Below are 24,346 nucleotides of genomic sequence, written 5' to 3'. Positions count from 1 at the left end.
TACTAGGAGCTCCTTATTACCATTCGAGGAGTTCCTGACTTGCATCCGTCCTTCTCTCCTCTAACCAAAGCAAGACCGCTGCCCATGGTATGATGACCACTGGCACGGTCTTGTTCTTTTACGTTATCTCAAGATTCTTTACACGTTCCCAAGATTAGTTCTGGCATCCTTGACTCATTCTGTACATCTGGGAGCTCGGGCGATAGGTCTAAGTTCCGTTTGTGTGTCTCATGCTGTTTATGTCTGTCTCGTGCTGTATGTTGTGTCTAATGCTGTAGGTGTGTGTCCCAGTTGTATGTCTATGTCCTATGCTGCTGGTATGTGTCTTTCTCTGTATATGTTGTCTTGCTTCACTGTTCGTCAAAAAATGTGCCGCCTGCACATTCTGTCGCCAGAGCTCGAAGCTGGGTCAGCCCATCTTCCCCCAGCGAGGTGTCCTTCCCATCATGCTGTATGAGATTGCTCCCCGGCATAACGCTCATATGCCTTACACATGTCGGCGGATGGCTCCACGCCAAGCTCTTCATATAGCAGCGTAGAGAAGCGCTCATAGTGCTGGATCAGAGCTGTGTGATTCCCCATCTCATCGTATATTCGTAGCAGCTCGGTACATATCTGCTCGGAATACGGCTCCTTCTCCTGAAGCTGCAAGAGACGCTGGGCTGCCTTTCTGGAGTGTCCTGTACGGTGCTCTTCACGGGCTCGTAGCAGCATTCCCTCCACATAGAGCTCTCGCAGCTCCTCCTGACGGGAGTAAGCCCATACATAATCATGCTCCTCCAGATAATGTCCGCGGTACTGCTGCAGCGCACGATCCAGCTGTTCATAATTTTCCTGGCCCTCAGGTGCGCCTCGAAAGGCCTGAACGGCCTGCTCAAAGGCATCCACATCTGTACTCCAGTGCCCTACATTCAGACGATAGCGGTCCAGATTAAATTCAAGCCGGATGCCCTCCAGCCATTCCTTCAGCATTTTGCGGATCTGGTAGACGGTGGTGTGCAGATGCACAACAGCTTTATCCATTGTATATTCCGGCCACAGGTCATCGAGGAGCTGCTGCTTGTTGACCCATTCTCCCCGTTGCTGAACCATGTAAGCGAACAGCTCCTGGGACTTGAGCGTCCTCCATTTGAAAGGCTTACCGTCAAACTCCTTCGGCACAGACCCGGCGAGTGACGTTAACTCAAGGCGTTGGAAGCAGCGCACATCCGGTTCTGCCACCAGCGGCTCCACAGGCTGAGCCGGGCCCCTGCTTACGATGCGGTCAATCGTCTTGCCGAGCCGCTGAGGATGCACAGGCTTGAGCACGTAATCCAGCGCTTGCAGCTCAAAGGCTTCGATGGCATATTCAGAATACGCTGTGATGAAGACGATTTGAGCCCCTAGTCCAAGCTGCTCAATCCATTCAGCCGCCTCCAGGCCATTCATTTCAGGCATACCGATATCCAAAAATATCACATCTGTATGTGCTGTGCTCAAGTGCTCTATTCCCAGCTTGGCAGAGGTGTATTTGCCTGCGACTGTCAGCCGCCCGTCGTTCTGTAGGAGTCTTTCCAGTTGATTCAGTGCTGAACGCTCATCATCAATCAGAATAGCCTTCATAAGCCTTCCTCCCTGCTGTTGTTCTCTTTATAATAGTCGGCTTTCCGGCAAAGAGCTGCGCTTGTCCAGCAGCCCAATAGTTCTTAGTAGACGGTCTGCTGTCAGCGGCTTCAATATATAGTCCACGGCCTGCTTCTCAAAGGCATGCAGCGCATAATGGCGACTGGCTGTCACAAAGACAATCTCCGCCGCACATTTCGCCCGAATAATATCTGACATATCCAATCCAGAAATGCCTTCTAATTCTATATCGAGAAAAACAGCGTCAGGCTTTAGAGCTTCTACCTCATTTAATGCAATTTTGGGGTTACTTGAGCATCCAACGACTTGAGCCTCGGGCATATACCCAAATATATCCTTCATACTGCGTATGTGATCTTCATCGCAATCCAGTAAGTATATCTTCAGCAAGCGTCCCCCTCCTGAGCTAATTATTATCCTTTCGCCGCTACCTCTCCAGGTAGCTTGTAAGGTACTTTGAAGCTGACCGTCGTACCCGCTCCAGGTGTACTCTTGATATCAAGTCCGTGCCCGTATAAAGTCATCAATCTGCGGTGAATATTGCGCAGACCTACACTATTGCTATGAGTCCCCTCAATCAGAAGCTGTGGTAGCAGCTTAGGCAGAATTCCGACACCATTGTCACTCACCCGAATATGGATGTGGCTGTCTTCATGGTATATTACAATCTGTATAAGTCCGCCAGTAGCCCTCTGCATAATTCCGTGCCTGATCGCATTCTCCACAATCGGCTGAATGGTTAGTGGTGGAATGAGCGCTTTCGCCTCCTCACTAATATCGTATTCAACCTGAAGCCTCTCCTCGAATCGTGCCTGCTCAAGGGACACATAGGCTTCTACAAGCTCAAGCTCCTTTTGCAGCGGAATCGTCTGATCGCGATTCTGAAAATCAAAGCTGCCACGTAAATACTGACTTAAGTCCATCAACAGCTCAATTGCCCGATCCGGGTCCACCGTACAGGTTGAAATAATGACATTCAGGGCGTTGTACAGGAAGTGCGGCTTGATCTGGGCTTGTAAAAATGCCATCTCAGAGCGGACAACCTCCTGGGCAGAGGAACGAATATTCAGTAGTGTATGCACACGCACTCGCAGCTCCTGAGCATCCACAGGCTTGCGCAGAAAATCATTAGCCCCTGCCTCAAAGCCAACTTCAATATCACCAGGCAGATCCCTGGCGGTAAGCAGCAGGATCGGCAGCTCGGCGAGAGAATAGCTCTCACGAATCGCTCTGCATAGCTCGACTCCCGACATGCCCGGCATGACCCAATCCGTAATGACCAGGTCAATACGCTCTTGCCCGGACACATATTCCAAGGCCTCGGCCCCTTGATCAACAGCGATGACCCTGCAGCTAGGCGAGCTAAGCAGCTCCACCAGAACCTGCAGATTAATCGGGTCATCGTCCACTGCTAGTATTGTATGCTGTCTCTCATCTGCTGGTAGAACGGCTCGCTGTTCTACCAGAGACGATAAAGCAGACATCTGCTTACCAGCCGTTGTCTCGTTCAGACTGCCGTACCTTACCAGCTCCGATTCGACTAGGTATTCGTTTAGGTCCAGTAGCTCTGCTGACATAGTCACGACAGGCTGCTTATGACTTGCGTCGACAAGCGGGAGCGTGAAGATAAAGATAGAGCCCTTTCCTACCTCGGATTGCACTTGAATACGTCCACCATGCAGCTCAATAAGCTGCTTCGTAATATTTAGCCCCAATCCGGTCCCGCTGTATGGAGATTGATCTGATTGGCCTCCGCGATTGAACAGCTGGAATATATCCTGAAGATGCTCCTTGGCAATACCAATTCCTGTGTCCTCAACCGTGAGCTTCAGCTCGCGCTCGTTCAACTCTGCCCGAATCGTGATCGTTCCTTCATTCGTGAACTTCACAGCATTCCCCAGCAGATTGTACAAAATTTGATTCAGTCGATCCTCGTCAGCGAGGACACGTGGGAGCTCCTCTGGCAGCTCCGTAATGAACACAACTCTTTTCTTGCCTACTGTATGACTCAGTACCTCCAGCACGGAGTATACAGCGGATCGTACATCTACAGCTCGAAGATAGAGCTGTAGCCTGCCGTTTTTAAGATTCGAGAAGTCCAGAATATCGTTGACAAGGTATGACAGTCTACGCCCCACAGCTGTGATTAATCCCAAATTGCTGAGCTGTTTCTCATCCAATCGCCCCTCTGAGCGCTCGATGGTGGACTGGGCAATGTTAATAATGCCATGCAGTGGAGTTCTCAGCTCATGCGAGGTATTGGCAAGGAACTCATCCTTCAAGCCATCCAGCGTGAGCAAGCGATGAGACAGGCTCTCCACCTCATAGAACGATTTGGCATACCGATGAGCCAGCAGAAGCGCCTGGGCACTGACGAAGATCAGGACCTCATAGGCAATCAAGCCCTTGATCTCCAACCTCCCCACCAGATTTGTGATGGTTACGACAACCGTCATCATAATGCTGAGCATACTGGCCGTCATATATGTAACACTCTCCGGTCGCATGACCAGCCCCTTGGCCATCGCATACACCGAATAGAGCACACTTACGATGGCATACATTAGCAATACCGGCTCGGTAGTAGACATGATAATCGTAGGCAGCAGCAGGCCGATGGCCACCAGCAGTACAGTGCAGCCTGTCGATATCCAAAGAGCGATACGGTGCACCAAGCCCTCTATATAGGTGCTCACATACCTTAGCAGGAAAAAATACACCAGTGTTGATGAGATCAACTGAACGCGCAGGATCCATTCATAGGGAATGCCTGGAATTGTACCTGCCAGCTTCTCACCCTGCACCAGACAGTACAGCAATGCGGCGAAGCAAAATCCGCCCAGATAAAGCAGAGACAGCTCCTTTTTCCGCAGACGGTACAGTACCATGAAATAGAGCGCAGGCAGGAAAAATCCCGCGGCAACCAGCAGATCCATAGCTAATGCCTTATTCCGTACCTGCTGAATGGAGCCTGTATCTCCGAAGAGCAACGGCTTGACCATCCCTCCTGAAGCATAGCTATAGTTGGCTGCATGGATCGTCAGCTCAAGCGTGCTGCCATCTGTTTTGCCGAATCCAGTAAACGGAACATTCCCTGGTTGTCCAGTATCCGCGGTTCTGCTAGGCTCCCCACTGGCTCCGATCTCCGTATCATTCAGGTAGACACGACTGGCGGAGCGAATATTCTGCATGGTGACACCGTATACGTCCTCCTGCTCATCAGGCAGTAATATTCGAAGGCGGTAAGTACCAAATCCGTCAGGCTGACCATCCGGGAGAGCACTGTCCCATTTTCCAGGCACGGCTATGTATGATTTCTGAACCCTATTCAGCGAGTGCACATCCAGTGAAGCCTCTGTCATCCGCATAACAGGAGGGGATGGCGGTAGGAAGCGATCCGAATAGAACTCCCATTCACCTCGAAGCTGTACTACACCCTGCTCACGAAAGTTCCAGTCACGAAGATCCAGCACTCCCTTCTCTGCACGCGGAAGCTCCCGGCTATCTGCGGACCAAGCTAGGATGAGATACACTGGCAGAGCTACGGTCATTAGTACAATCACAGCTATGCTTACGATTTGCTTTTTCATAGATAAGAGGCTCTCCCGGTTTTTTGGCGTCTGGACAAGGAACCTGCCATTATCCAGCTGTAAGGCTATAGTAGCCCATTCACTGTCATCCGTCATCCTCTTACCCCAAATAAAGACCACAAATCATGGTAATTCTGATGTACCTCTCCAAATGTATTATAGATCGTGCCTCTGAACGGATTCTGAGCAATACAAGATCGAAGGTGGGATAGATACTCTTGAGAAAATTTATGCAAAAAGCTTACATATTTGCTCCGCTTCCTGACAAGCCTATGAGTATCCGTGTCGTGCGGAAGATGCACATCATGAACAGGAGGTTTAACGTATTGAAGACATTGATCGTGAAGAAGCTAGGCTGGCTCCTATTAGGTGGCTTGCTGATCCTGACTGTACCAGGCATGGACAGCGTAGCCACAGCGGCTGGAGACGGTCAGCCCTTTCATTTTGGATTCAAGAAAAGCCGTAACGGCGAGCTTCCATCCATTGCACAAGAGGGCTTCATGGACAAGCTACAGGAGCAAGGAGCCGTCTTCTTGGGAGATACGAGCCACAAGGAGCTATATCTGACCTTCGATAATGGCTACGAGAATGGCTACACAGGCAAAGTACTGGATGTTCTGAAGCAGCATAAGGTACCGGCCGCCTTTTTCGTTACTGGACATTTCGTGCGAGATCAGCCTGAGCTGCTACGCCGAATGGCAGATGAGGGCCATATCATCGGCAACCACTCCTGGAGTCACCCGGATATGACCACACTATCTGCTGAGCAGATCCGTACAGAGCTGGACAAGGTACGCGAGGCAGCAGGCAAGATTACGGGACAATCGGAAATGAAGTATGTCAGACCCCCGCGTGGAATCTTCAGCGGAAAGGTATTGAAGGTGTGCCAAGAGGCAGGATATACCAACGTATTCTGGTCTGCCGCCTACAAGGATTGGGATGTACAGCGGCAAATGGGCTCCAATCATGCCTTCCGGCAGGTGGTCTCACAATTCCACCCTGGAGCCGTTCTTTTGCTGCACTCGGTGTCCAAGGATAACATGGAAGCATTGCCTTCCATTATTCAGGCGGCCCAGCAGCAAGGCTACACGTTCAAGAGCCTCGATGAGCTGCAGCATAAAACCTACCGATAAGCATATATAGTACGTAGAACAACAAGCTGAATAACAGTCGACAGGCTCCCGCTTACAGCGACTCTATATTCACATTTGAACTAGTCAAGGGTAAAGGATTAGCCTCTCGACATCTACACACATAGACCCCGGAATAGCTGCCTTCTCTGGATATAGGAGAAACAGTACAATTCCAGGGTCTATTTAGGTTGTACTTCGACCGTTCAAATTACCTATAGATAAGAGGAGAAATTATAGCCGGGCCCGGCTGGCTCCTTGACCACTGCAAAAGGATAACTCGTGGTACGATTCTCATGATGGGAGGAATTCGCATGACCTGCACTCAGGACAATCTGATCGGTGAAACGATGTCAGTCCCTGGCAACATCAATATCGACGTTGCCTCCGCTCAGCCACATGGTACCCGACGCTTAATGCTCAGTGACAACCCTGAGACATTGACTTCGACCAATGTACCCGCAGTCGACGGAACCTTATGGCACGATGTGGTCCACACTACCGACAAGACTGTACGGCATCGGATTTTCGGCTGGCACTACAACAAGACAGGTGGCCCAGTCCGTATCGGTGTTACGATCGAGAATAAGAATGGGGCACCCATGAGGCTTAGCCAACTGGAAAGAGAATTGAAGATTGTGCCGGAGACAGCAAGCTGGATCATTGATGTCGGACAGTGTATTGCCAAGTCCTGTCTGGCCGGGACGATGGAGCGCATTCGTCCAGTGGATTCACTTCAGGCCTGTCGGGGTGTATCTCTGCTGGAACAATTCGAGGTGCCAGAGGGGTCTCTGGCTGGCTTCGTCTATGATCTGACGTTGACCCGTCCGGGACACCGAGGGAAGCTAGATTATGAGATCCGAACCGTAGTGAGTAAGGACCTAACTGCTGACTTGCGTGAGGTGGTATCGGCACCTCTACCGCCCGTACCGCCACCACAAGCCCACCCCCGAGGAAGCTGGAGCTTTAGCGAGACGGACGCCATCATGCCGGAGTATATCATCGGTACAAGTGCTAATTATAGAGCTTGTGCTGCCTCACGGCTGGACGGAACAGTCCCGGCTGACCTGCTGTTCACAGCAGCACGTAGTGAACTAGGGCCAGCACTTGATAATCGGGGACAGTTCGGGGTCATCTACCATGTCACAATCCCGATCTATAACCCTCTATCGGAGGAACGCCAAGTACGCATTTATGCCAATCCACGCGGAGGTGCTTTTGCAGGCTCAGTACGACTGGACAATACCGTGTATGGCATTCCACTTCTGCGTAACAATACCCAAGTCTGTAGACTTGCAGACATAACTGCTCCTCCAGGCCGCAGCTCGTATTCGTTCAGCTTCATGGTGGCTGGCAGTGCCAGTACTCCACTTGGCATTTATGTGACGAGTCCTTAATTATCCTTAATTAGTCCTTATTAGTCCCCCTAATTCATTCTTATGATGATCCTCAGCACAATAAAGCACACAGGTCAAGGGATGAAGGTTCTCCCGGGTCCTGTGTGCTTTACTATAGTCCCACATATACGATAATTGTGTCCTTATGGATGCATCCCAGCCGGTCTTATGCAGTGGATACATAGTCCAGCGGCTCCTGCTGCGGACGTCCGAACAAATAGCCTTGGGCCAGTGGAATTCCTGCTTGCAGACAGTATAGATAATCCTCGCGATTCTCAATCCCCTCTGCAAGTACTTTCCCATGAAAAGCATTAGCTGATTGCACAATTCGCTCAATCTGACGCTGCTTCTGCGGATCACGGTGACATTCGTGAATGAGACTACGATCTATCTTCACATAATCAGGCTCAAGTCTGTTCATGAGCTCCATCGTCGCGTATCCGGCTCCCAGATCATCCAGAGCCACGGCAATCCCGTGTCTGCGATATTCATCGAAAATACGCTTCAATACATCCAGGTCTTTAATTTCCTCCGTCTCAACGACCTCAAACACAAAATCAGCAGGATCAAGCGACAGCTGTGCAATGATGTCAAAGGAGTGCTGGAGGCAAAACTTCGGATTTCGGATAGATGAGGGCAAAAAATTCACAAATCGCTTCGTACCCCGAGGCAGATATCTCGCGCTTGTCTCAATAGCTTTGACGCAAGCAGCTCGGTCCAGATATGTATACAACCCCGTGCTTCGAGCCACCTCGAATAATTGATAGGGTGAGATCAATTGCTCATGTGATGACTGGCGAAGCAGAAATTCATAACCGATCACTTGCAGATCCTGATCCACAATGGGCTGCATATGGCTGCTGAATTCCCGCCTGAGAATAAGCTGCACTATATCGTAATGCTCCAGACGTGCCCGCAGCATTGCAAGTTCTACCCACTCGTCCGACAGCAGGTGTACAGCCGATTCTTCACTTCGGGATTTCAGCTTTCCTTCCAAGGCCGATTCCTCAGCTTCCAGGAGAAGAAACAGTTGCAGCAGCTCGTCCATATTGGAATAGGGGCATCCGATGACATGGTTATCCAGCAACACGACGTGTCCCATTTGCTGAAGTTTATGCCTGATGCTTCCATCCACTGGGCGAATCCATAGCGTCCCCTCTGTGCGGATCGGGGGAATAGTACTGCAGCTGCCACAATTCATAAATATGGGCCTCCCTGGAAACTAAATTTCCTTTTTTATGAATATCATAACATGTATTTTAGAACAATAGGACTACTTTTTCGACGTATTTTTTACTTTTCAACAATTATCCACAACGAAAAAGGCCTTAAGAACTATAGTTTCGAGTTCATTTACGAAAAAACAATCTGCGTATGAGTGCATACCCATCTTTGTGCATAATTATTTGTATAACTTAAAATTTATCGACATACTTCTACATAAACAATCCACATGTATCCGAAACCATTTTGACCAATCTAAACCAAATACAGACAAGCCCTGTGCCCTCGAAGGAGCAACAAAGCTTGCCTGTATGAGTTGACCAGCTTCAGCACCACAGGTGACTGTCACCAGGCCGATTGTGATAACAGCAGCTTACTTAGGCAATACGATTTCTTGCCCTACCTGCAACTGATACACATTTTTGATATTATTCAACTTCGCCAGCTCCTGCCAGCTCACGCTATACTCCAGGCCGATCCGGTACAGGTTGTCACCCTTCTTCACAATATAGCTACCCGGCTTCGCGGATGCTGCAGGTGTAGTAGGTACAGCTGTTGGCTTGTCAGCGGCCACTGGCTTCGAGTCCTTGGAAGGCATCGTCGGCTTCGCAGCAGGTGCTGTCGGCTCTTCAGTGACTGTTGGCTTTGCACTACTTGATACTGAAGATTTCAGTGTGTATTTGGCAAAGCCATCCTCTTGCGTGCCTGCGAAAGACATCGTTGCACTGGAAGCCGTCAAGCTCTGAGCACTTGGCGAAGATACGAAGGTAACCTTGGCATCGCCAAATGGAGCAAGCGACCAGTTATTATCCGCCGTCGGGTTAATCGTCCCGTTATCACGAATATAGTCGATAATTACCTGACGGTTCTCGTCTGGTGAAGCGATTACGATGCGCTTTCCATCCGGATTCGCCAGCTTGGAGGAGGAAGCGCGATAGTTATTGGTAGCCACGATGAACTCCTGCTTCGGATCAATCGGCTTGCCATCATAGCTCAGATCCTTGATCCGGCTAGCTGATGGATTTAACACTGTACCCTTGGCATCGTACTTCGCAGGCTGTGTGACATCAATCTGGTAGTTAACGCCATCGATCACATCAAAATTATAAGTTGGGAAGTCACCATTAATCAGTTGCTGCTCATCGGTCTTCAGTGGATCGATCTGGTTGAATTGCCCCGCAGACCACTCCAGCCATTCCTTCACTTCAGCCCCTGTGATCTTCACCGCATATACTGTATTCGGATAGACATAAAGGTCAGCTACGTTCTTAATCGCAATAGTACCAGCCGGGATGTTCGTGTAATACGATGGTCCCGAGCGTCCTCCTGCCTTGAATGGCGCTCCAGCGGAAAGGACAGGCAAGCCCTCATATTCGGTTCCCTGCAGGTGCTGCTCGATATACCACTTCTGTGCATTCGTCACAATCTGGATGGATGGATCATCCTGTACCAGAGCGAAGAAGCTGTTGATTGGGGCTGTTGTCGTTCCAACAGGTCCACGTACGTACTCCAATGTCTCTTCATGCTCATGATATACGGCATCCAGTACATCTTGATCTGCTTCTACCAATGGTTTCTTGTTGGCTTTGTCATAGATGGCGCGTACTTCCGTGGACGAGTCACTCACTGTCCATTCGCCGCCCGTAAGAGTCAGCTCCAGATCAATGATTCCGAGGTGATCTCCCCAGTATCCAGGCTCAACGGATGGAACACCATTAATCGTGCCCTTCTCCAGGTCTACGCCTGGCTTATCCTTGAAGTCTGCACTTGGGAATACCTTGTGGGCATGTCCGAACAGGATGGCGTCAATTCCCTCTACCTTGCTTAGATAGAGCACGGAATTCTCCATCAGAGGCGTCTGAGGAATATCCTCGAAGCCAGAGTGCGGGATCGCGACGATAATGTCGGCGCCCTCCTCCTTCATTTTCGGGATGAATTTCTGTGCTGTCTCCACCATATCCTTCGTGACTACCTTGCCAGTCAGATGCTTCTCATCCCACTGATTGATCTGTGGCGGTACGAAGCCGATCACACCTACCTTGACGGTATGCTCCTTGCCTGCTTCATCCTTGACTGTCTTGTCCAGAATCACATAGGGTGTGAAGTAATTCTTCTCTTGATCCTCTGCATAGTACACGTTGCTGTTCACATATGGAAAATTAGCTCCCTCAAGCGTTTGCTTCAAGAAGTCTAGTCCATAGTTAAATTCATGATTTCCCAGGTTGCCGGCGTCATAATCCAGCAGATTCATGGCCTTGTATACCGGGTGAGTCTCCCCCTGCTTCAGCGGGTCTACCTTGGCTACATAGTCGCCCAGCGGATTCCCCTGAATAAGATCCCCGTTATCGAACAGCAGGCTATTCGGTGCCTCTTCACGAGCCGCCTTGATCAGACTGGCTGTCTTGGCAAAACCATACTCATCTGTGGCCTTATCCGCGTAATAATCATAGTTAACCATATTGACATGTAGATCGGTTGTTTCCATAATACGTAGCTTGACCGTAGCATTACCTTCCGCCGCAGATGCAGACCAGCTGGGCAGTACCCAGACATTCGCTACCAGCAAGACCGCAGCCAATCCCTTGTACAGACTTTTTCGCGAATTCAAAATATAACCCCTCCCGTACAATATGTATGTAACCGAATCCAAATGTACGATTCACTGAACATTTTAATCTAACTTGGGTCAATTGAATAGAGATATGTAAACATTACGTTAACGTTATTTTTACAAGAATAGTCATGTGAACGTGGGAACAAGCATGGAGAAGCCAAGGAATGAGAGCAGGTAGTAGCTTAAGCCTCACGATTCCATGTGGACATTGATTGGTATTATTTATGTTATATGATTCAATAGACTAGAGAGGCTGGATCAGCCTGCACATATTAAAGTAGGTGAGTGGTATGCCAGATAAGCCAAATAATCTATAGATGGCAGATTGATAATAACACAGCAATTAGAGGGAGATGTATATGAACGCGAATCTAAGTTCACATTCCGCAGAACACAATTTTACGATTGAATGTAAGGATATCATTTTAAGAGAATTCTTAGTTGCTGATCTAGACGATTTTCATTCACTCACCTGGCAGCCTGAAATACATGAATTTTTGCCAGGCTGGAACGTATCGAAGGAGCAACGGACAGATTGGTTTATCAACTATGAAATCCCAGAAAATAAACAGTTTTTGAATGCTGTATTGCAAAGAGAAGACATTGGTGAGCTACGTCTACGATTAGGAATTATTTTGAAAGAGACCGGGGAATTTATCGGTTGGTGTTGTTCAGGAATTAAGGAGGAATTACCAGCGCCAAATCGAGAAATCATGTATGCAATCTCTAAGGACCATCGAGGTAAAGGCTTCACAACCCAAGCCTCACAAGGAATGATCGAATATTTATTTGGCCATACAGACGTTGCAGTGCTTAGTGCTGTTGCTTTATTGGGTAACGTTCCATCAAATAGAGTAATACAAAAATGTGGATTTAGCTTTCAGCACATTATCGATATTGATCATGAAAAGTATAACTATTATACACTTCATAAAAAGGATTGGGCAGTCAACCGCTAGAGAAGACTTCCACAGCCCAGCAATCATCTTTTAGAAAAAATCTTTTAGAAAAATTAATAAGGACCGCCAGGATAATTCCTGACGGTCTTATTAACAACCTTATGCTTTACTTCTCCCAGACCTGGCGCTCCATGCCCTGACCTGTGTACTCAATACGAGCAGGTGTAATATCCAGAATCACATAATCTGGGTCATCCGGGCCTGAGAACCACTGCTTCAGCTCATCGTTCCACAGCTCATGACGCAGTGACTCCTGCTTCGTAATCTCACAGGTCCCCTCGACCTCAACAACTTCCTTAGTACCTCCTGCTTCATAGCCAAGCAGCAAATACACATTCGGATTGTCCTTGAGCTCTTCCACTTTATGTGTCTTGCGACTCGTAGCCAGATGAATATTCAGACCATTATTGAAAAGGGCCATGTAGCGCACCTTTGGCTTGCCGCCTTCGACAGTACCTAGCGAGCAATAAGAATTTTGCTCCAGAGCCTTGATGATGCTTTGCTCCAGTTGTTCACGATTTTTTGTTGCTGTACCCATGATCATCCGCTCCTTTTTGTTGGTATTATTCACAACATTTGTTCGAAATGATGCATCACTTACTTGTACCCTGTCTATTCTGCCTTGAACCGAATCCTGAACCTGAGCCCTTGAACCGAGACCGATGTCACCGCTGTATAGAGAAAGCCCCTAGGCAACATATCTTCTGCCCACATCAACTATATCCCACTATGGACAGCTGGAGTGGAAAGGCCTATAATTACACCTGTGCAGACACATATCTACATATGCTGGCTGTAGCACAAAAAATTCATAACCCTGTCAGGGGTGCTGGAATCGGCCGGCTGAGATTGTGTCCCGCAAATGACACTGACCCTTTAACCTGATCTGGATAATGCCAGCGTAGGAAGCCTTAGTCCATGTCCATCCCGTTCGATGGCCATGCTCCTTATTCATCGCATACGTCCCGGTCCGGGGCGTTTTTTTGTGTTCGCTCGGCAGATGTACAGATTCACTCCAAATTAGGAGCTGCTAGTCCCATAGAGTACCCATCGTTGAAGAATACTATGCTTAACCTGCGGGTAAAGAAAAAAGGAGAGATGCTCTACATGACACAATTACGAAGCACTACACGATCTACTGGTACTTCAATTTCTTCTAGCACAAGAACAGCTCAACAGCGGCGGATGTCTGTTAAATGGACAGGGACGGCCCTTCTGATGGCTCTTCTGCTCTTGCTGAGCGCTTGTGGAGCCGCAGCACCTACATCACCGGCTGGCGAATCTGGGGAGTCCTCCAGTCAAGGAGCCTCGGGCTCCACTCCGGAATTGAAGGCTATCAAGGTCGTACTCGACTGGACGCCGAATACGAACCACACAGGATTATACGTAGCCCAGCAAGAAGGTTATTATGAGCAAGAGGGGCTGAAAGTAGAGATTGTGCAGCCAGGATCTGGCGGAGCCGATCAGATGGTCGCTTCCAACGCGGTTCCTTTTGGCATCAGCTATCAGGAAAGTGTGACTCAGGCTCGTACACAGGATGTACCACTCGTCTCCATTGCCGCGGTTATTCAGCATAATACGTCAGGCTTCGCCGCTCCGGTGGATCGCAATATCCATTCTCCCAAGGACTTTGAGGGAAAAAGCTATGGCGGATGGGGCTCCCCCGTTGAAGAAGCAGTGATGAAATCCATTATGGAGACTGAGCAGGCCGATGTTAGCAAGGTGAAAATGGTGAACATGGGGAGTGCAGACTTCTTCACCGCGGTCAAACGAGATATTGATTTTGCATGGATTTTCTACGCTTGGACAGGAATTGAGGCGGAGCTACGTGGCGAGCCGCTTGATATGCTATATGTCAAGGACTACTCAGACAAGCTGGACTACTACACACCAGTCATTGTAACCAATGAACAGACAATCCAGAATGATCCCGAGCTCGTAAAGGCCTTCATGAGAGCTACAGCCAAGGGCTATCAGTATACGATTGAGCATCCTGAGGAGGCAGCAGACATCTTGATCCAGGCCGTGCCAGAGCTGAACCCTGAGCTTGTTCGCGCCTCTCAAACATGGCTGAGTCCCCGCTATCAGGATGACGCCTCACAGTGGGGCTTGCAGAAACAGGAAGTATGGCAGGGCTATGCCGAGTGGATGTTCGAACGCAAGCTACTGGATAAGGAGCTTGAGGTAGATAAAGCATTCACGAATGACTTCCTGCCGCAATGTCAAGGACAATAACGGTGACAATAATGGATTAAAAATTCAACCAAGAAGGTGAGAGTTAACATGGCAGATACATTGCTTAGCATTCAGGTTATTCCCAAGACTCCCGGTGGGGAGGATTCCATCCCTTATGTAGACCGTGCTATCGAGGTCATTCAGCAATCCGGCGTCAAGCACGAGGTTCATCCGCTGGAGACTACGATGGAAGGAAACATCGACGAGCTACTGAAGGTAGTTAAGGACATGCATACCGCCCTCATCGAGGCGGGAAGCCCCAGCGTGATCTCTCAGATCAAGATCGCACATAATCCGAAGGGGATCAGCATGGATCAACTGACTGAGAAATATCGTCCATGAGCCGTAGGGGACCTTCACGGAGCTCTTGGCTACAGCGCGTGTGGCCGCCACTTGTGGCGGTCCTCTTCTTTTTGGCGCTATGGCAGGCTGCAGCGACCTTCCTGAACATTGAGGCCTGGCTGTTACCCAGTCCGATTCGGATTATATCCGAAGGGGCAGCTCAATCAGCCCTGCTCGCTGGACACACCTGGGCGACCGTCAAGCTGATGCTCGGGGGCTTCGCCATTGGCTCAACAATCGGACTGCTGATTGCCATTGTGCTGCACATGATTCCATTTTTCAAAACATCGCTGTATCCTTTGCTGATTCTTAGCCAGAATATTCCCATTATTGCGCTCGGCCCGTTGCTTATGATCTGGTTCGGGTTCGGACTTCTGCCTAAGCTCATGGTGATCACACTCGTCTGCTTCTTCCCGGTTGCTGTTGCAGCCATGGACGGATTCATGCAGACAGATCGCACCATGATGAATTACATGCGAATGTCAGGGGCCGGAAGGTTGCGGATATTTGCCAGACTGGAGCTCCCTCATGCGCTGCCGTCGGTATTCTCAGGCATTAAGATCGCCGCTACTTATAGTGTCATGGGCGCCATTATTGCCGAATGGATCGGCGCAGATAAGGGTATCGGATACTACATGCTATTGCAAAAGGCGGCATACCGTACTGATCTCGTATTCGCAGCCATCGGAATTATTGTGATTCTGAGTCTGCTTATGTTCCTGATCATTATATTGCTGGAGAAGTGGCTGGTCCGCTGGCAACCACAACGCAAGCAATAGCAGCAAGCACAGCCAGTAGTCGTAGCTAGCGGTCATAGCCAGTGATCATAGATAGTAATCAATGTATTCATGAAAATACGCACGAAAATGCACCAATGATGTGCACTACATCATGACACGACGTGCATCAATATCATCACATCTACATTGTAGTCTTTTTGAATTAGTGAGTAAGTGAAAGGGTTCAAGGAGGAATGAGCAGATGAAGACAGAGCAACCGCAGGCCGCACTTCAGGTAGACCGGATTAGCGCCGGCTTCCACAGTCGTAGTGGATGGCTACCCGTAATACAGGACCTCTCCTTGACGGTGGAGCCAGGACAGTTCGTATCCATCGTAGGACCTTCCGGTAGTGGTAAAAGTACGCTATTTCATATGATCGGGGGACTCTTGACACCGCAGGAGGGTCGGATCTTCATGAATGGTGCAGAGGTAACGGGCGAACGAGGACATATCAGCTACATGCCCCAGCAGCCTGCACTTTTCCCATGGCTCACGACCCTGGATAATGTCCTGATGGGACAAGATAATGCACCAGTCCAGCGGAAGCAAGGCCGCGCCAAGTCGCGAGCTGAGTCACGAGCCGAGGCCAGGCGGCAGCTGGCCGAGATCGGATTGGAAGCCTTCGCGGATGCCTATCCGCACATGCTGTCAGGGGGTATGCAGCAGAGGGCCGCGTTCCTGCGGGCATTGCTGAGTCCACAGGAGCTGATACTGCTGGATGAGCCATTTAGCGCGCTGGATGCCATGACCCGCAGTGACATGCAAAGCTGGCTGCTGCACGTATGGGAGCGGCACCGGCGTTCCGTCCTGTTCATCACCCACAGCATTGAGGAAGCATTGCTGCTGTCAGACCGCGTCTATGTGCTCTCGGCACGTCCTGCTACGGTACTGCGTGTCGTTGATGTCCCCTTTGCCCGGCCACGCCGGGAGGAGATCATGCAGCAATTGGAGTTTACCCGGCTCAAGCAGGAGCTGACCCTGTCGATGAAAGAGGAACGACAGAAATCTGTGCAGCTTGCTCAGGGGGGATTCTGATGAGTGAACAAGCATCCCGTCCCCCTATGCAGCCTAACACTGGCCTGCACTGCACTGGAGTCACTCATGCTGGCAACAGTCCAGCAGCCTCCAAGTATAGCTTAATTGATACACATATTCACCTGGATCAATACTTACCCGAACAGCAGGTAGACATGATTCGTCAGATGGATGCTGCAGGCGTGCAAGCCCTTCTGTCCGTGTCTATGCATCTCGCCTCCAGTCGCAGCAATCTGGCATTAGCACAGCAATATCCGGGCAAGGTGCTACCAGCCTTCGGCTACCACCCTGAGCAAGCTCTGCCGACAGCAGACGAACTGGCGGAGCTATTTCACTGGATCGAGCAGCACCAGGACCATATGATTGCTGTCGGTGAAGTCGGTCTCCCCTATTACCTTGCACAGGAAAAGGCTGCTCAGGGAGAAGTGTTCGACCGGACGGGATACATTGAGCTGCTAGAGCAATTCATTATGCTCGCCGCCCGTTATCGCAAACCCATCATTCTCCATGCTGTGTATGAGGATGCCGAGATTGCCTGCGATCTGCTGGAAAGGCATCAGGTGCAGCAGGCTCATTTTCACTGGTTCAAGGGAGATATCGCGACCGTTCAACGAATGGCAGCCAATGGATACTATATCTCTTTCACACCCGATATTGTGTATGAGGAGGAGATCCAGGCGCTGGCACTCCAATATCCTCCCCAGCTGGTCATGAGCGAGACAGACGGTCCTTGGCCGTTCGAGGGTCCATTCGCTGGACAGACTACCTCTCCATGGATGGTGAGCGAGGTCATACGCACCTATAGCAAGCTGCGGGGGATGCAGGAGCCGGAGGCCCGGGCACTTCTTCATGCTAACGCCTGTCGGTTATATGGGCTGTAAGATATGGACTGTAAAAGGCTGCGCAGGCTTGTTGCACCGTGATTCACGGCGCAGCAGCCTCACATCACAGCATTCGATCGGCCTAGGGGCAAGTTGGCTCTAGAACTTCATGAATCCTTTGCTATGCAAATAATCCCTCAGCTCCAGCCGTGTTGGCTTGATGAGTCTTGCGGCCATATTCTCCGACCAGGAGGCTGTCCGCTGCCCACCTGTGCGTTCCGTAATGTACTGGACCATCGTCTGGTCGTACAGCTTCACAGCTGCCTTGGACTGCTCGCGATCATAGCCATTCATATGCAGCACACCGGACAGCGGCAAGCGCGGTTTGCTGCCGACCTCTTGGTCAGGCACACCGATGCACATGCCGAAGACTGGATACACAAGCTCTGGCAAGCCGAGCAGCTCGGATACCTGAGCAATATTCGTACGAATGCCACCGATATAGACAATTCCAAGTCCAAGGGATTCAGCGGCTATGGCCGCATTTTGTGCAGCCAAGGCCGCATCAATAGTAGCAACAGCATAGTTCTCCGTAGAGGATACCTGCGACTGAGCCTCAGGCTGATGCCATTCCACAGTCTGCTGTACACGGTACAAATCTGCACACCACACCAGAAATACTGGGCATTCCGCTACATAGGCCTGTCCTCCTGCCAGCTCGGCAAGCTGTCTCTTCAGCTCATCATCTGTGACGGCAATGGCTGTATAGGCCTGCACATTACTGGAGGTCGAAGCCATCTGGGCGGCTCCGACGATCTGCGCCAGCTGCTCCTCGGTTACAGGCTCCGGCTTGAACTTTCTGACTGAGCGATGATTCATTAACAGCGCTATCGTATCATTCATGCGGGTTTCACTCCTAATCCTTGTAGAATAAAAGCTATCGTCTGATCCACAATCTCATCCTGAGAGAAGTTCTCCGGCTCAAGAATGGACTCCAGTTGTCCTCTCCGCTTCTGGGAGATCGACGCATGAAGCACGAGCAGCAGCGCCTGATTCAGAGAACGGTAGTTAAACACCCCTTGCTCGCGCCCCCGCTCCAGCACCTGCTTGACCCTTTTCCAGATCGGCAACAAATACTTGAGAATATACTCCTGTCGCTCCGAATGCATTGTCATCTCTTGCTGAATGATGTCACTCATTTCCTTGTCCCGCATGGTCGATTCAATAATGCTGCGCAAGAGGAGCACGAGACCCTCGACTGGACTGATTGCAGCGTAGTCAACGTCTCTCAGCTGGTTCACATGATGAAAACACTCAAAAATGGCCTCATAAACCTTCTCCTTGCCTCCAAAATGGTAGGATACCATGGACACATTGACTCCTGCCAACTGACAGATTTGTCTAACACTTGTCCCATCATATCCCTGCTCGGCGAAGCAGCTTTTGGCCGTTAACAATATGCGTGTTTTGACATCTTGCTCTCTGTGCTCTGGTAGTGATGACATACAGCGTTCTCCTTACAGCAATATTTACCTCGTATTATGTTACTTTATGGACCAATACGCAAGTAAGCGGCACAGATGGATTCTGCACCGCCTACGCCCCCCCTTACATTACGTTATTCCCATTACAATGGGGCCAATTCACTGTAAACCAGAGCCTGGTCCTATACGGAAGAGTTCATCGCTGGTGCAGTAGCTGCTCTTGCCTTGGCTCCACGCAGTGCACTGGCTGTACATCCGATCAGCAAGGAGATGAGCAATATCAAGAGCAGCATCCATGAAGCCTTTGAAGCTCCCATGCCTCCCAATTGAATAGCTGTAATCCCCTGAACGGCATAAGAGGCAGGAAGCCATTCTCCAATCGTTTGATAAAAGGGAGATAGCAGCTCTCTTGGTACCATCGCGCCAGATGAGACCAGCTGCAAAGACAGAACGATAATATTGAAGAGCATACCTGCACTACCGAATACGATGAGAAAGAGCTGGGCAAAGAACATGAACGTTCCTACGAACAATGCCTGGAACATCCACAGCTTCAGGAAGCCCTGCTCTGCCTGTCCACCTAGTATGACGACTAGCGTAGAGCCGATCAAGGCGATCAGGAGGCAAGAGACCACGTTAATGATGATTCTAGCTCCAAATTTCTCATACCAGGTGAACGCAGCACCGAGCATTCCGGTAGCCATCTGCACATTCAGCCCCATAATCATGACACCTACATAAGAAGCAAGGACAAGCATCATGGGCACCATCTGATTGTTCATTCCCTGTACCGGGTGGATCGAGCTAAGCTGTGAGCCAACCTTATGGATAGAGGTCTGAGCTACCTGCTGGGCTTGCTCTGGTGACGCACCTGAAGCGACCAATTGAGCCATTACACTGGCCGTAGAGGCCTGGGAGTTCACAGTAGCTGTGATGGAGGCCGCTGCGTTGCTCATGATGCTCTTCACGGTAACTGGATTAGCCTCATTAATCGTATATCCAATGACAGCCTGGCCGCCCGGTGTGGTCAATTGAGAAGTAAAGCCTTGTGGTATATCAATGACCATCTGTACCTCACGAGCATCCAGACGGGACTGAGCCTCTTCCAGTGTCATACCTTCCTTCACCTGAAAAGGCAGATTGTTGCTCAGCTGCGCTGCAATCTCCTGAGCTTGTGCGGATTCGTCCTCGACCACAAGGGCCACCTGCAATTGATCTGCCCGATCATTAACACCTTGATAAGCTGTCATCCAGATTACACTAAAAATGATCTGAAACATGATAGCTGTGATGATGCCAATCATAGTCTGGGGTTTTTTCATATATGCCTTAACCGCATTTAGCATGATTCATCCTCCGAATTCAAACAAACGTTTGTTTCATTTTTTATATAAAATATAAGATTTCAAGCGAAACATGTCAACAATTTTCAGAAAATAATATGTTACTTTCGAAATATACAAAAGTACATAACAAACAGCCCGTAAAACCCAATTACAGGCTGTTACGGGCTTGCTATTCGTTTATAGCTATTGCAGAGAATACGCGTAATACTTAGCGCCTCGACCATTCAAAAGCGAATGTAGATAAGCTGCAGGCGTGATGGCCAATTACAGCTTAGAGCTTTACCCGTTGCAGTCGCAGGGCATTCAGGACAACGGAGACGGAGCTGAAGGCCATCGCAGCCCCAGCCAGCCATGGAGCCAGGAAGCCAAGTGCTGCAATAGGAATGCCTATGACATTGTAAGCCAACGCCCAGAACAGATTTTGCTTGATATTGCGCATGGTACGCCTACTCATGTCCATCGCATCAGGCACACTGTTCAGATTGCCTTGCATCAGCGTAATATCCGCAGCCTCCATCGCCACATCTGTCCCTGTTCCCATGGCGATACCAATGTCCGCCGTGGCTAATGCAGGCGCATCATTGATCCCGTCACCTACCATGGCTACGCGATGTCCTTGCTCACGCAGCTTGGCTACCTCCGCTGCCTTCTCCTCAGGCAGTACCTCTGCCAGTACGTTAGCTATACCTGCTTGTGCGGCTACGGCTCGTGCAGTCAGCTCATTATCTCCGGTAATCATAATGACCTCTTTGCCCATAGCCTGCAGGCGCTTCACAGCTTCCGCCGACGTACTCTTGATCGTATCCGCTACCGCCACCTGACCAGCGTAGACACCGTCAATCGCTACCAGCATCGCTGTCTTGCCTGCACGCTCGAATGCTTTCATTTGGTCGGCAGCTGCGCCCGGAATGGACACATCCTCCCGTTGCATTAGCTTACGAGTGCCCGCATAGACGACATGGCCTTCTACGACAGCTCTGACGCCGTAGCCAGGAATGCCTTCGAAGTCTCCTGCCTCAGGGATCTGAATACCCCGTTCCACAATCCCCGCCACAATCGCCTCAGCAAGCGGATGCTCGGAATGCTTCTCAGCGGCAGCGAGCAGACTTAACCAATCCGTGGCATTCCCCCCATCGGCAGCCATGGTATCCGTTAGCTCAGGCTTTCCGTGTGTAATCGTCCCCGTCTTGTCGAAGACGACAACATCGGTGTGATAAGCCGATTCCAGATGCTCCCCGCCCTTGAACAAGATACCGTATTCTGCCGCTCGTCCGGAGCCTGCCATAATAGAGGTAGGTGTTGCGAGCCCAAGTGCACAAGGACAAGCGATAACCAGCACAGCTATAGCCTTCTCCAGCGCACCCGACAGATCACCCGGGGCTACCAGCAGGTACCACACAACAAATGTTACTAGGGCGATTCCTACAACAATCGGTACGAAAATTCCAGAAATGACATCGGCAACACGCTGAATCGGTGCCTTCGAGCTCTGGGCTTGCTCTACTACCTTAATGATCTGTGCCAGAGCCGTATCTTGCCCGGTACGGGTCACTCGCACCTTCAGTGAGCCGTTCTTGTTGACCGTCGCTCCCGTTACCGGATCGCCTGCCTGCTTATCGACTGGAATACTCTCACCGCTGAGCATGGATTCATCCACGGCCGAGCGTCCTTCCTCTACCGTGCCATCGAGTGGAATTTTCTCACCCGGTCTAACGAGTAGCAAGTCTCCGGGAACAATCTGCTCCACCGGAAGCTCAAGCTCCTCGCCGTCGCGCAAGACACGTGCCTGAGGCGGCTGCAGGTTCATCAGGCTGCGAATAGCGCTGGAGGAGCGTCCTTTGGCGACAGCCTCAAACCATTTTCCCACCAATATCAATGTGATCAACACGGCGCTCGTCTCATAATACATTTCGACCTGTCCATGAGCATGTGCACCAACGGATTGATAGGTCAGGTAGAGACTATAGAAGTAGGCCGCCGAGGTCCCCAGTGCCACCAGCACATCCATATTGGCGCTACCGCTACGCAGGGCCTTGAAGGCTCCGACATAGAATTGCCAGCCTATGATGAACTGGACAGGTGTCGCTAGAATCAGCTGGAACCAGGGATTCATGAACAGCTCGGGAACATACATCCAGGACGTGAAGCTGAAGTGGCCCACCATGGCCCACAGTAAGGGTAAGGACAGTACGGCGGAGATGACCCACTTCCATAGCTTACGTGCTGTCTCTCGCTGCCGCTGCTCGAACAGATCAGGCCCTTCCCCTTGCGGGATAGCTCCATACCCTAGCTGCTGCACCTTGTCTACGATGCCCGCTCGGTCGAGGACACCTGCTGTATACTCGACATGTGCCGTTTCGAGCGCAAGATTCACATTCACTGTCTCTACTCCAGGCAAGCGCGACAGCCCCTTCTCAATCCGGGTAGCACAAGCCGCGCAGGTCATGCCTGTAATATTAAAATCTGCCTGCTCAGTCACCGTTCCATACCCCAAAGCTTCGATCTTGCCACGCAGCTCGCCAATTCCTGTCTGTCCCGCTACGTAATCAATGGTCACTTGCTCGGTAGCCAGATTCACGCGTGCATTACTGACCCCTTCCATGCGGTTCAGACCCTTCTCAATCCTTGTGGCACAAGCCGCACAGGTCATCCCGGTGACATGCAGCGTCGTATGCGCCTCAGACTGAGCGATATCTCGTTCCATTTGTGAGCACCTCCATTCATATACCCTATGGGGGTATATATATTTGAAAAATAAAAACGTCTTGCGACGACGTATTCCAGTGTAATATTTCGAATTAGAACTTGAATTTGAATACCCGACGTTACCAGCAACAGTCAGTGGAAAATAGGATACCCCTGCCGGGTACACAGCTCAAGAAGAAGCCTTCTCTTGCCTTAGTAAAGAAAGCCTCTTCTCAAGTTATATCCTGTGCTTGCACCGGTAAACTTGCCTGTGCGAGCCCAATTATCCGCGGCATATGATGATCAGACCCACAATCTCCGATCTCAATCGGTACTACACTTCATTATGGACCCATTCGTTTCCACAATTGAGCCTGTCATTAATTAAGCCTGTCATCAGCTTGTTGCCATAGCATACTGCTAGCCGCACTGATTAGACAATATCGTATCCTTGGTCCTCAATAGCATGCTTGATCTCACCAATTGAGATCTTGCTTTCATCAAAGTCCACCAATACAGTCTTCGCCTCCAGATTAACCTTGGCCTCCGCACCCGCTTCCTTCACCGCGCGCTCCACAGCCTGTACACAATGGTTGCAAGACATACCTTCTACATTTAAAGTAACTTGAGACATCCTCACATTCCTCCTGCCCAAAGTATATTATTTCATCAGCTTCTTGACAGTAACCAGCAGCTCGTCAATCACTTCATCCTCACCAGCCTGAATGCGCTCAATGACACAGCTCTTCATATGCCCTTCCAGCAGTAGCTTGCCAACCGCATTCAGAGCAGACTGTGCAGCCGCTATCTGGTTCAGCACATCGTCACAGTACGTATCCTTCTCAATTAACCCCTTGATGCCGCGAATCTGGCCCTCAACACGGTTGAGTCGGGAGATCATACTGTTCTTCAGCTCGGCGGGATGATGGCTGCGCCGTACACCCTCGGCAGAGGCTGAGGCATGCCCGCAAGCATGACCCTCAGGGGCACAAGCCGGAGCTGCCGACTCCGTTGTCTGATTCTGTTCTTCTGCACTCATATGGCTTACCCCTTCCTGTCAATCTGTTCAGGTTCATTCTAA

At 50.2% G+C, this 24,346-nt stretch carries 20 protein-coding genes and 1 riboswitch; of the genes, 8 read left to right on the top strand and 12 right to left on the bottom strand.

From position 1 onward, the window contains the following. Nucleotides 1–444: 444 nt before the first annotated feature. The 3 genes from MKX74_RS02105 to MKX74_RS02095 are packed head-to-tail and all read right to left on the bottom strand — an operon-like array spanning nucleotide 445 to nucleotide 5,213. Complete coding sequence (locus MKX74_RS02105; protein ID WP_341177338.1) at nucleotides 445–1,602, bottom strand: response regulator; 1,158 nt, start codon at nucleotides 1,600–1,602, stop codon at nucleotides 445–447. Nucleotides 1,603–1,629: 27 nt separating this feature from the next. Further along, complete coding sequence (locus MKX74_RS02100) at nucleotides 1,630–2,013, bottom strand: LytR/AlgR family response regulator transcription factor (protein ID WP_341177337.1); 384 nt, start codon at nucleotides 2,011–2,013, stop codon at nucleotides 1,630–1,632. 23 nt (nucleotides 2,014–2,036) lie between these two features. Continuing rightward, nucleotides 2,037–5,213, bottom strand: coding sequence for a hybrid sensor histidine kinase/response regulator (locus tag MKX74_RS02095; RefSeq protein WP_341177336.1), 3,177 nt, complete (start codon nucleotides 5,211–5,213; stop codon nucleotides 2,037–2,039). 398 nt (nucleotides 5,214–5,611) lie between these two features. On the opposite strand from MKX74_RS02095, the gene pdaA reads away from it, so the two are divergent. Both pdaA and MKX74_RS02085 read left to right on the top strand, forming a co-directional pair. Next, nucleotides 5,612–6,346 carry a delta-lactam-biosynthetic de-N-acetylase gene (gene pdaA / locus MKX74_RS02090; RefSeq protein WP_226383586.1) on the top strand — a complete coding sequence of 245 codons (735 nt, stop codon included), beginning with the start codon at nucleotides 5,612–5,614 and terminating at the stop codon, nucleotides 6,344–6,346. A gap of 311 nt (nucleotides 6,347–6,657) precedes the next feature. Then, nucleotides 6,658–7,740 (top strand): hypothetical protein, encoded by a 1,083-nt coding sequence (locus tag MKX74_RS02085; protein WP_341177335.1) that lies wholly within the window; start codon nucleotides 6,658–6,660, stop codon nucleotides 7,738–7,740. Nucleotides 7,741–7,906: 166 nt separating this feature from the next. Here the strand turns inward: MKX74_RS02085 and MKX74_RS02080 are convergent, their stop codons facing one another. Next, a complete protein-coding gene (locus MKX74_RS02080) occupies nucleotides 7,907–8,941 on the bottom strand; it encodes an EAL domain-containing protein (protein WP_341177334.1) in 1,035 nt (344 codons plus the stop codon). A 396-nt stretch (nucleotides 8,942–9,337) separates the two neighbouring features. Further along, nucleotides 9,338–11,572, bottom strand: a complete 2,235-nt coding sequence (locus tag MKX74_RS02075; RefSeq protein WP_341177333.1) for a bifunctional 2',3'-cyclic-nucleotide 2'-phosphodiesterase/3'-nucleotidase — start codon at nucleotides 11,570–11,572, stop codon at nucleotides 9,338–9,340. 365 nt (nucleotides 11,573–11,937) lie between these two features. On the opposite strand from MKX74_RS02075, the gene MKX74_RS02070 reads away from it, so the two are divergent. Beyond that, nucleotides 11,938–12,537: a GNAT family N-acetyltransferase gene (locus tag MKX74_RS02070; RefSeq protein WP_341177332.1), complete on the top strand. Its 600-nt coding sequence runs from the start codon at nucleotides 11,938–11,940 to the stop codon at nucleotides 12,535–12,537. A gap of 106 nt (nucleotides 12,538–12,643) precedes the next feature. Here the strand turns inward: MKX74_RS02070 and MKX74_RS02065 are convergent, their stop codons facing one another. Continuing rightward, nucleotides 12,644–13,075 carry a pyridoxamine 5'-phosphate oxidase family protein gene (locus tag MKX74_RS02065; protein WP_341177331.1) on the bottom strand — a complete coding sequence of 144 codons (432 nt, stop codon included), beginning with the start codon at nucleotides 13,073–13,075 and terminating at the stop codon, nucleotides 12,644–12,646. Nucleotides 13,076–13,349: 274 nt separating this feature from the next. Next, nucleotides 13,350–13,462, top strand: a riboswitch (TPP riboswitch). Nucleotides 13,463–13,722: 260 nt separating this feature from the next. Here MKX74_RS02065 and MKX74_RS02060 point away from each other — a divergent pair. The 5 genes from MKX74_RS02060 to MKX74_RS02040 all read left to right on the top strand — a co-directional run bounded on the left by MKX74_RS02060 (nucleotide 13,723) and on the right by MKX74_RS02040 (nucleotide 17,810). After that, complete coding sequence (locus tag MKX74_RS02060; protein ID WP_445667299.1) at nucleotides 13,723–14,772, top strand: ABC transporter substrate-binding protein; 1,050 nt, start codon at nucleotides 13,723–13,725, stop codon at nucleotides 14,770–14,772. Between the two features lie 48 nt (nucleotides 14,773–14,820). Beyond that, on the top strand, nucleotides 14,821–15,114 hold the full coding sequence (locus MKX74_RS02055; RefSeq protein ID WP_028590435.1) for an MTH1187 family thiamine-binding protein: 294 nt from the start codon (nucleotides 14,821–14,823) through the stop codon (nucleotides 15,112–15,114). After that, complete coding sequence (locus MKX74_RS02050) at nucleotides 15,111–15,893, top strand: ABC transporter permease (protein WP_341177330.1); 783 nt, start codon at nucleotides 15,111–15,113, stop codon at nucleotides 15,891–15,893. Before MKX74_RS02055 ends, MKX74_RS02050 begins: the two co-directional genes overlap by 4 nt. A gap of 202 nt (nucleotides 15,894–16,095) precedes the next feature. Next, the gene (locus MKX74_RS02045) at nucleotides 16,096–16,929 is read left to right on the top strand and encodes an ABC transporter ATP-binding protein (protein WP_341177329.1); all 834 of its coding nucleotides are present in this window, start codon (nucleotides 16,096–16,098) and stop codon (nucleotides 16,927–16,929) included. Continuing rightward, nucleotides 16,929–17,810, top strand: a complete 882-nt coding sequence (locus MKX74_RS02040; RefSeq protein ID WP_341177328.1) for a TatD family hydrolase — start codon at nucleotides 16,929–16,931, stop codon at nucleotides 17,808–17,810. The genes MKX74_RS02045 and MKX74_RS02040 overlap by 1 nt, the downstream gene beginning before the upstream one ends. A gap of 99 nt (nucleotides 17,811–17,909) precedes the next feature. Here the strand turns inward: MKX74_RS02040 and nfsA are convergent, their stop codons facing one another. The 6 genes from nfsA to MKX74_RS02010 all read right to left on the bottom strand — a co-directional run bounded on the left by nfsA (nucleotide 17,910) and on the right by MKX74_RS02010 (nucleotide 24,304). Continuing rightward, on the bottom strand, nucleotides 17,910–18,653 hold the full coding sequence (gene nfsA / locus MKX74_RS02035; RefSeq protein WP_018887181.1) for an oxygen-insensitive NADPH nitroreductase: 744 nt from the start codon (nucleotides 18,651–18,653) through the stop codon (nucleotides 17,910–17,912). After that, nucleotides 18,650–19,255: a TetR/AcrR family transcriptional regulator gene (locus MKX74_RS02030; RefSeq protein WP_341177327.1), complete on the bottom strand. Its 606-nt coding sequence runs from the start codon at nucleotides 19,253–19,255 to the stop codon at nucleotides 18,650–18,652. The genes nfsA and MKX74_RS02030 overlap by 4 nt, the downstream gene beginning before the upstream one ends. Before the next feature lie 161 nt (nucleotides 19,256–19,416). After that, complete coding sequence (locus MKX74_RS02025) at nucleotides 19,417–20,580, bottom strand: YhgE/Pip domain-containing protein (RefSeq protein WP_341177326.1); 1,164 nt, start codon at nucleotides 20,578–20,580, stop codon at nucleotides 19,417–19,419. A 271-nt stretch (nucleotides 20,581–20,851) separates the two neighbouring features. Further along, nucleotides 20,852–23,284, bottom strand: a complete 2,433-nt coding sequence (locus tag MKX74_RS02020; RefSeq protein ID WP_341177325.1) for a heavy metal translocating P-type ATPase — start codon at nucleotides 23,282–23,284, stop codon at nucleotides 20,852–20,854. Between the two features lie 414 nt (nucleotides 23,285–23,698). Beyond that, nucleotides 23,699–23,899: a copper ion binding protein gene (locus MKX74_RS02015; protein ID WP_018887185.1), complete on the bottom strand. Its 201-nt coding sequence runs from the start codon at nucleotides 23,897–23,899 to the stop codon at nucleotides 23,699–23,701. 27 nt (nucleotides 23,900–23,926) lie between these two features. Further along, nucleotides 23,927–24,304 (bottom strand): metal-sensitive transcriptional regulator, encoded by a 378-nt coding sequence (locus MKX74_RS02010; protein WP_018887186.1) that lies wholly within the window; start codon nucleotides 24,302–24,304, stop codon nucleotides 23,927–23,929. Between the last annotated feature and the right edge of the window lie 42 nt (nucleotides 24,305–24,346).

The organism is Paenibacillus sp. FSL K6-1230, assembly GCF_038002385.1.
Taxonomy (GTDB): Bacteria; Bacillota; Bacilli; order Paenibacillales; family Paenibacillaceae; genus Paenibacillus; species Paenibacillus massiliensis.
Note: the sequence above shows the minus strand (reverse complement) of the source record. Positions and strands in the feature narration are given on the sequence as shown.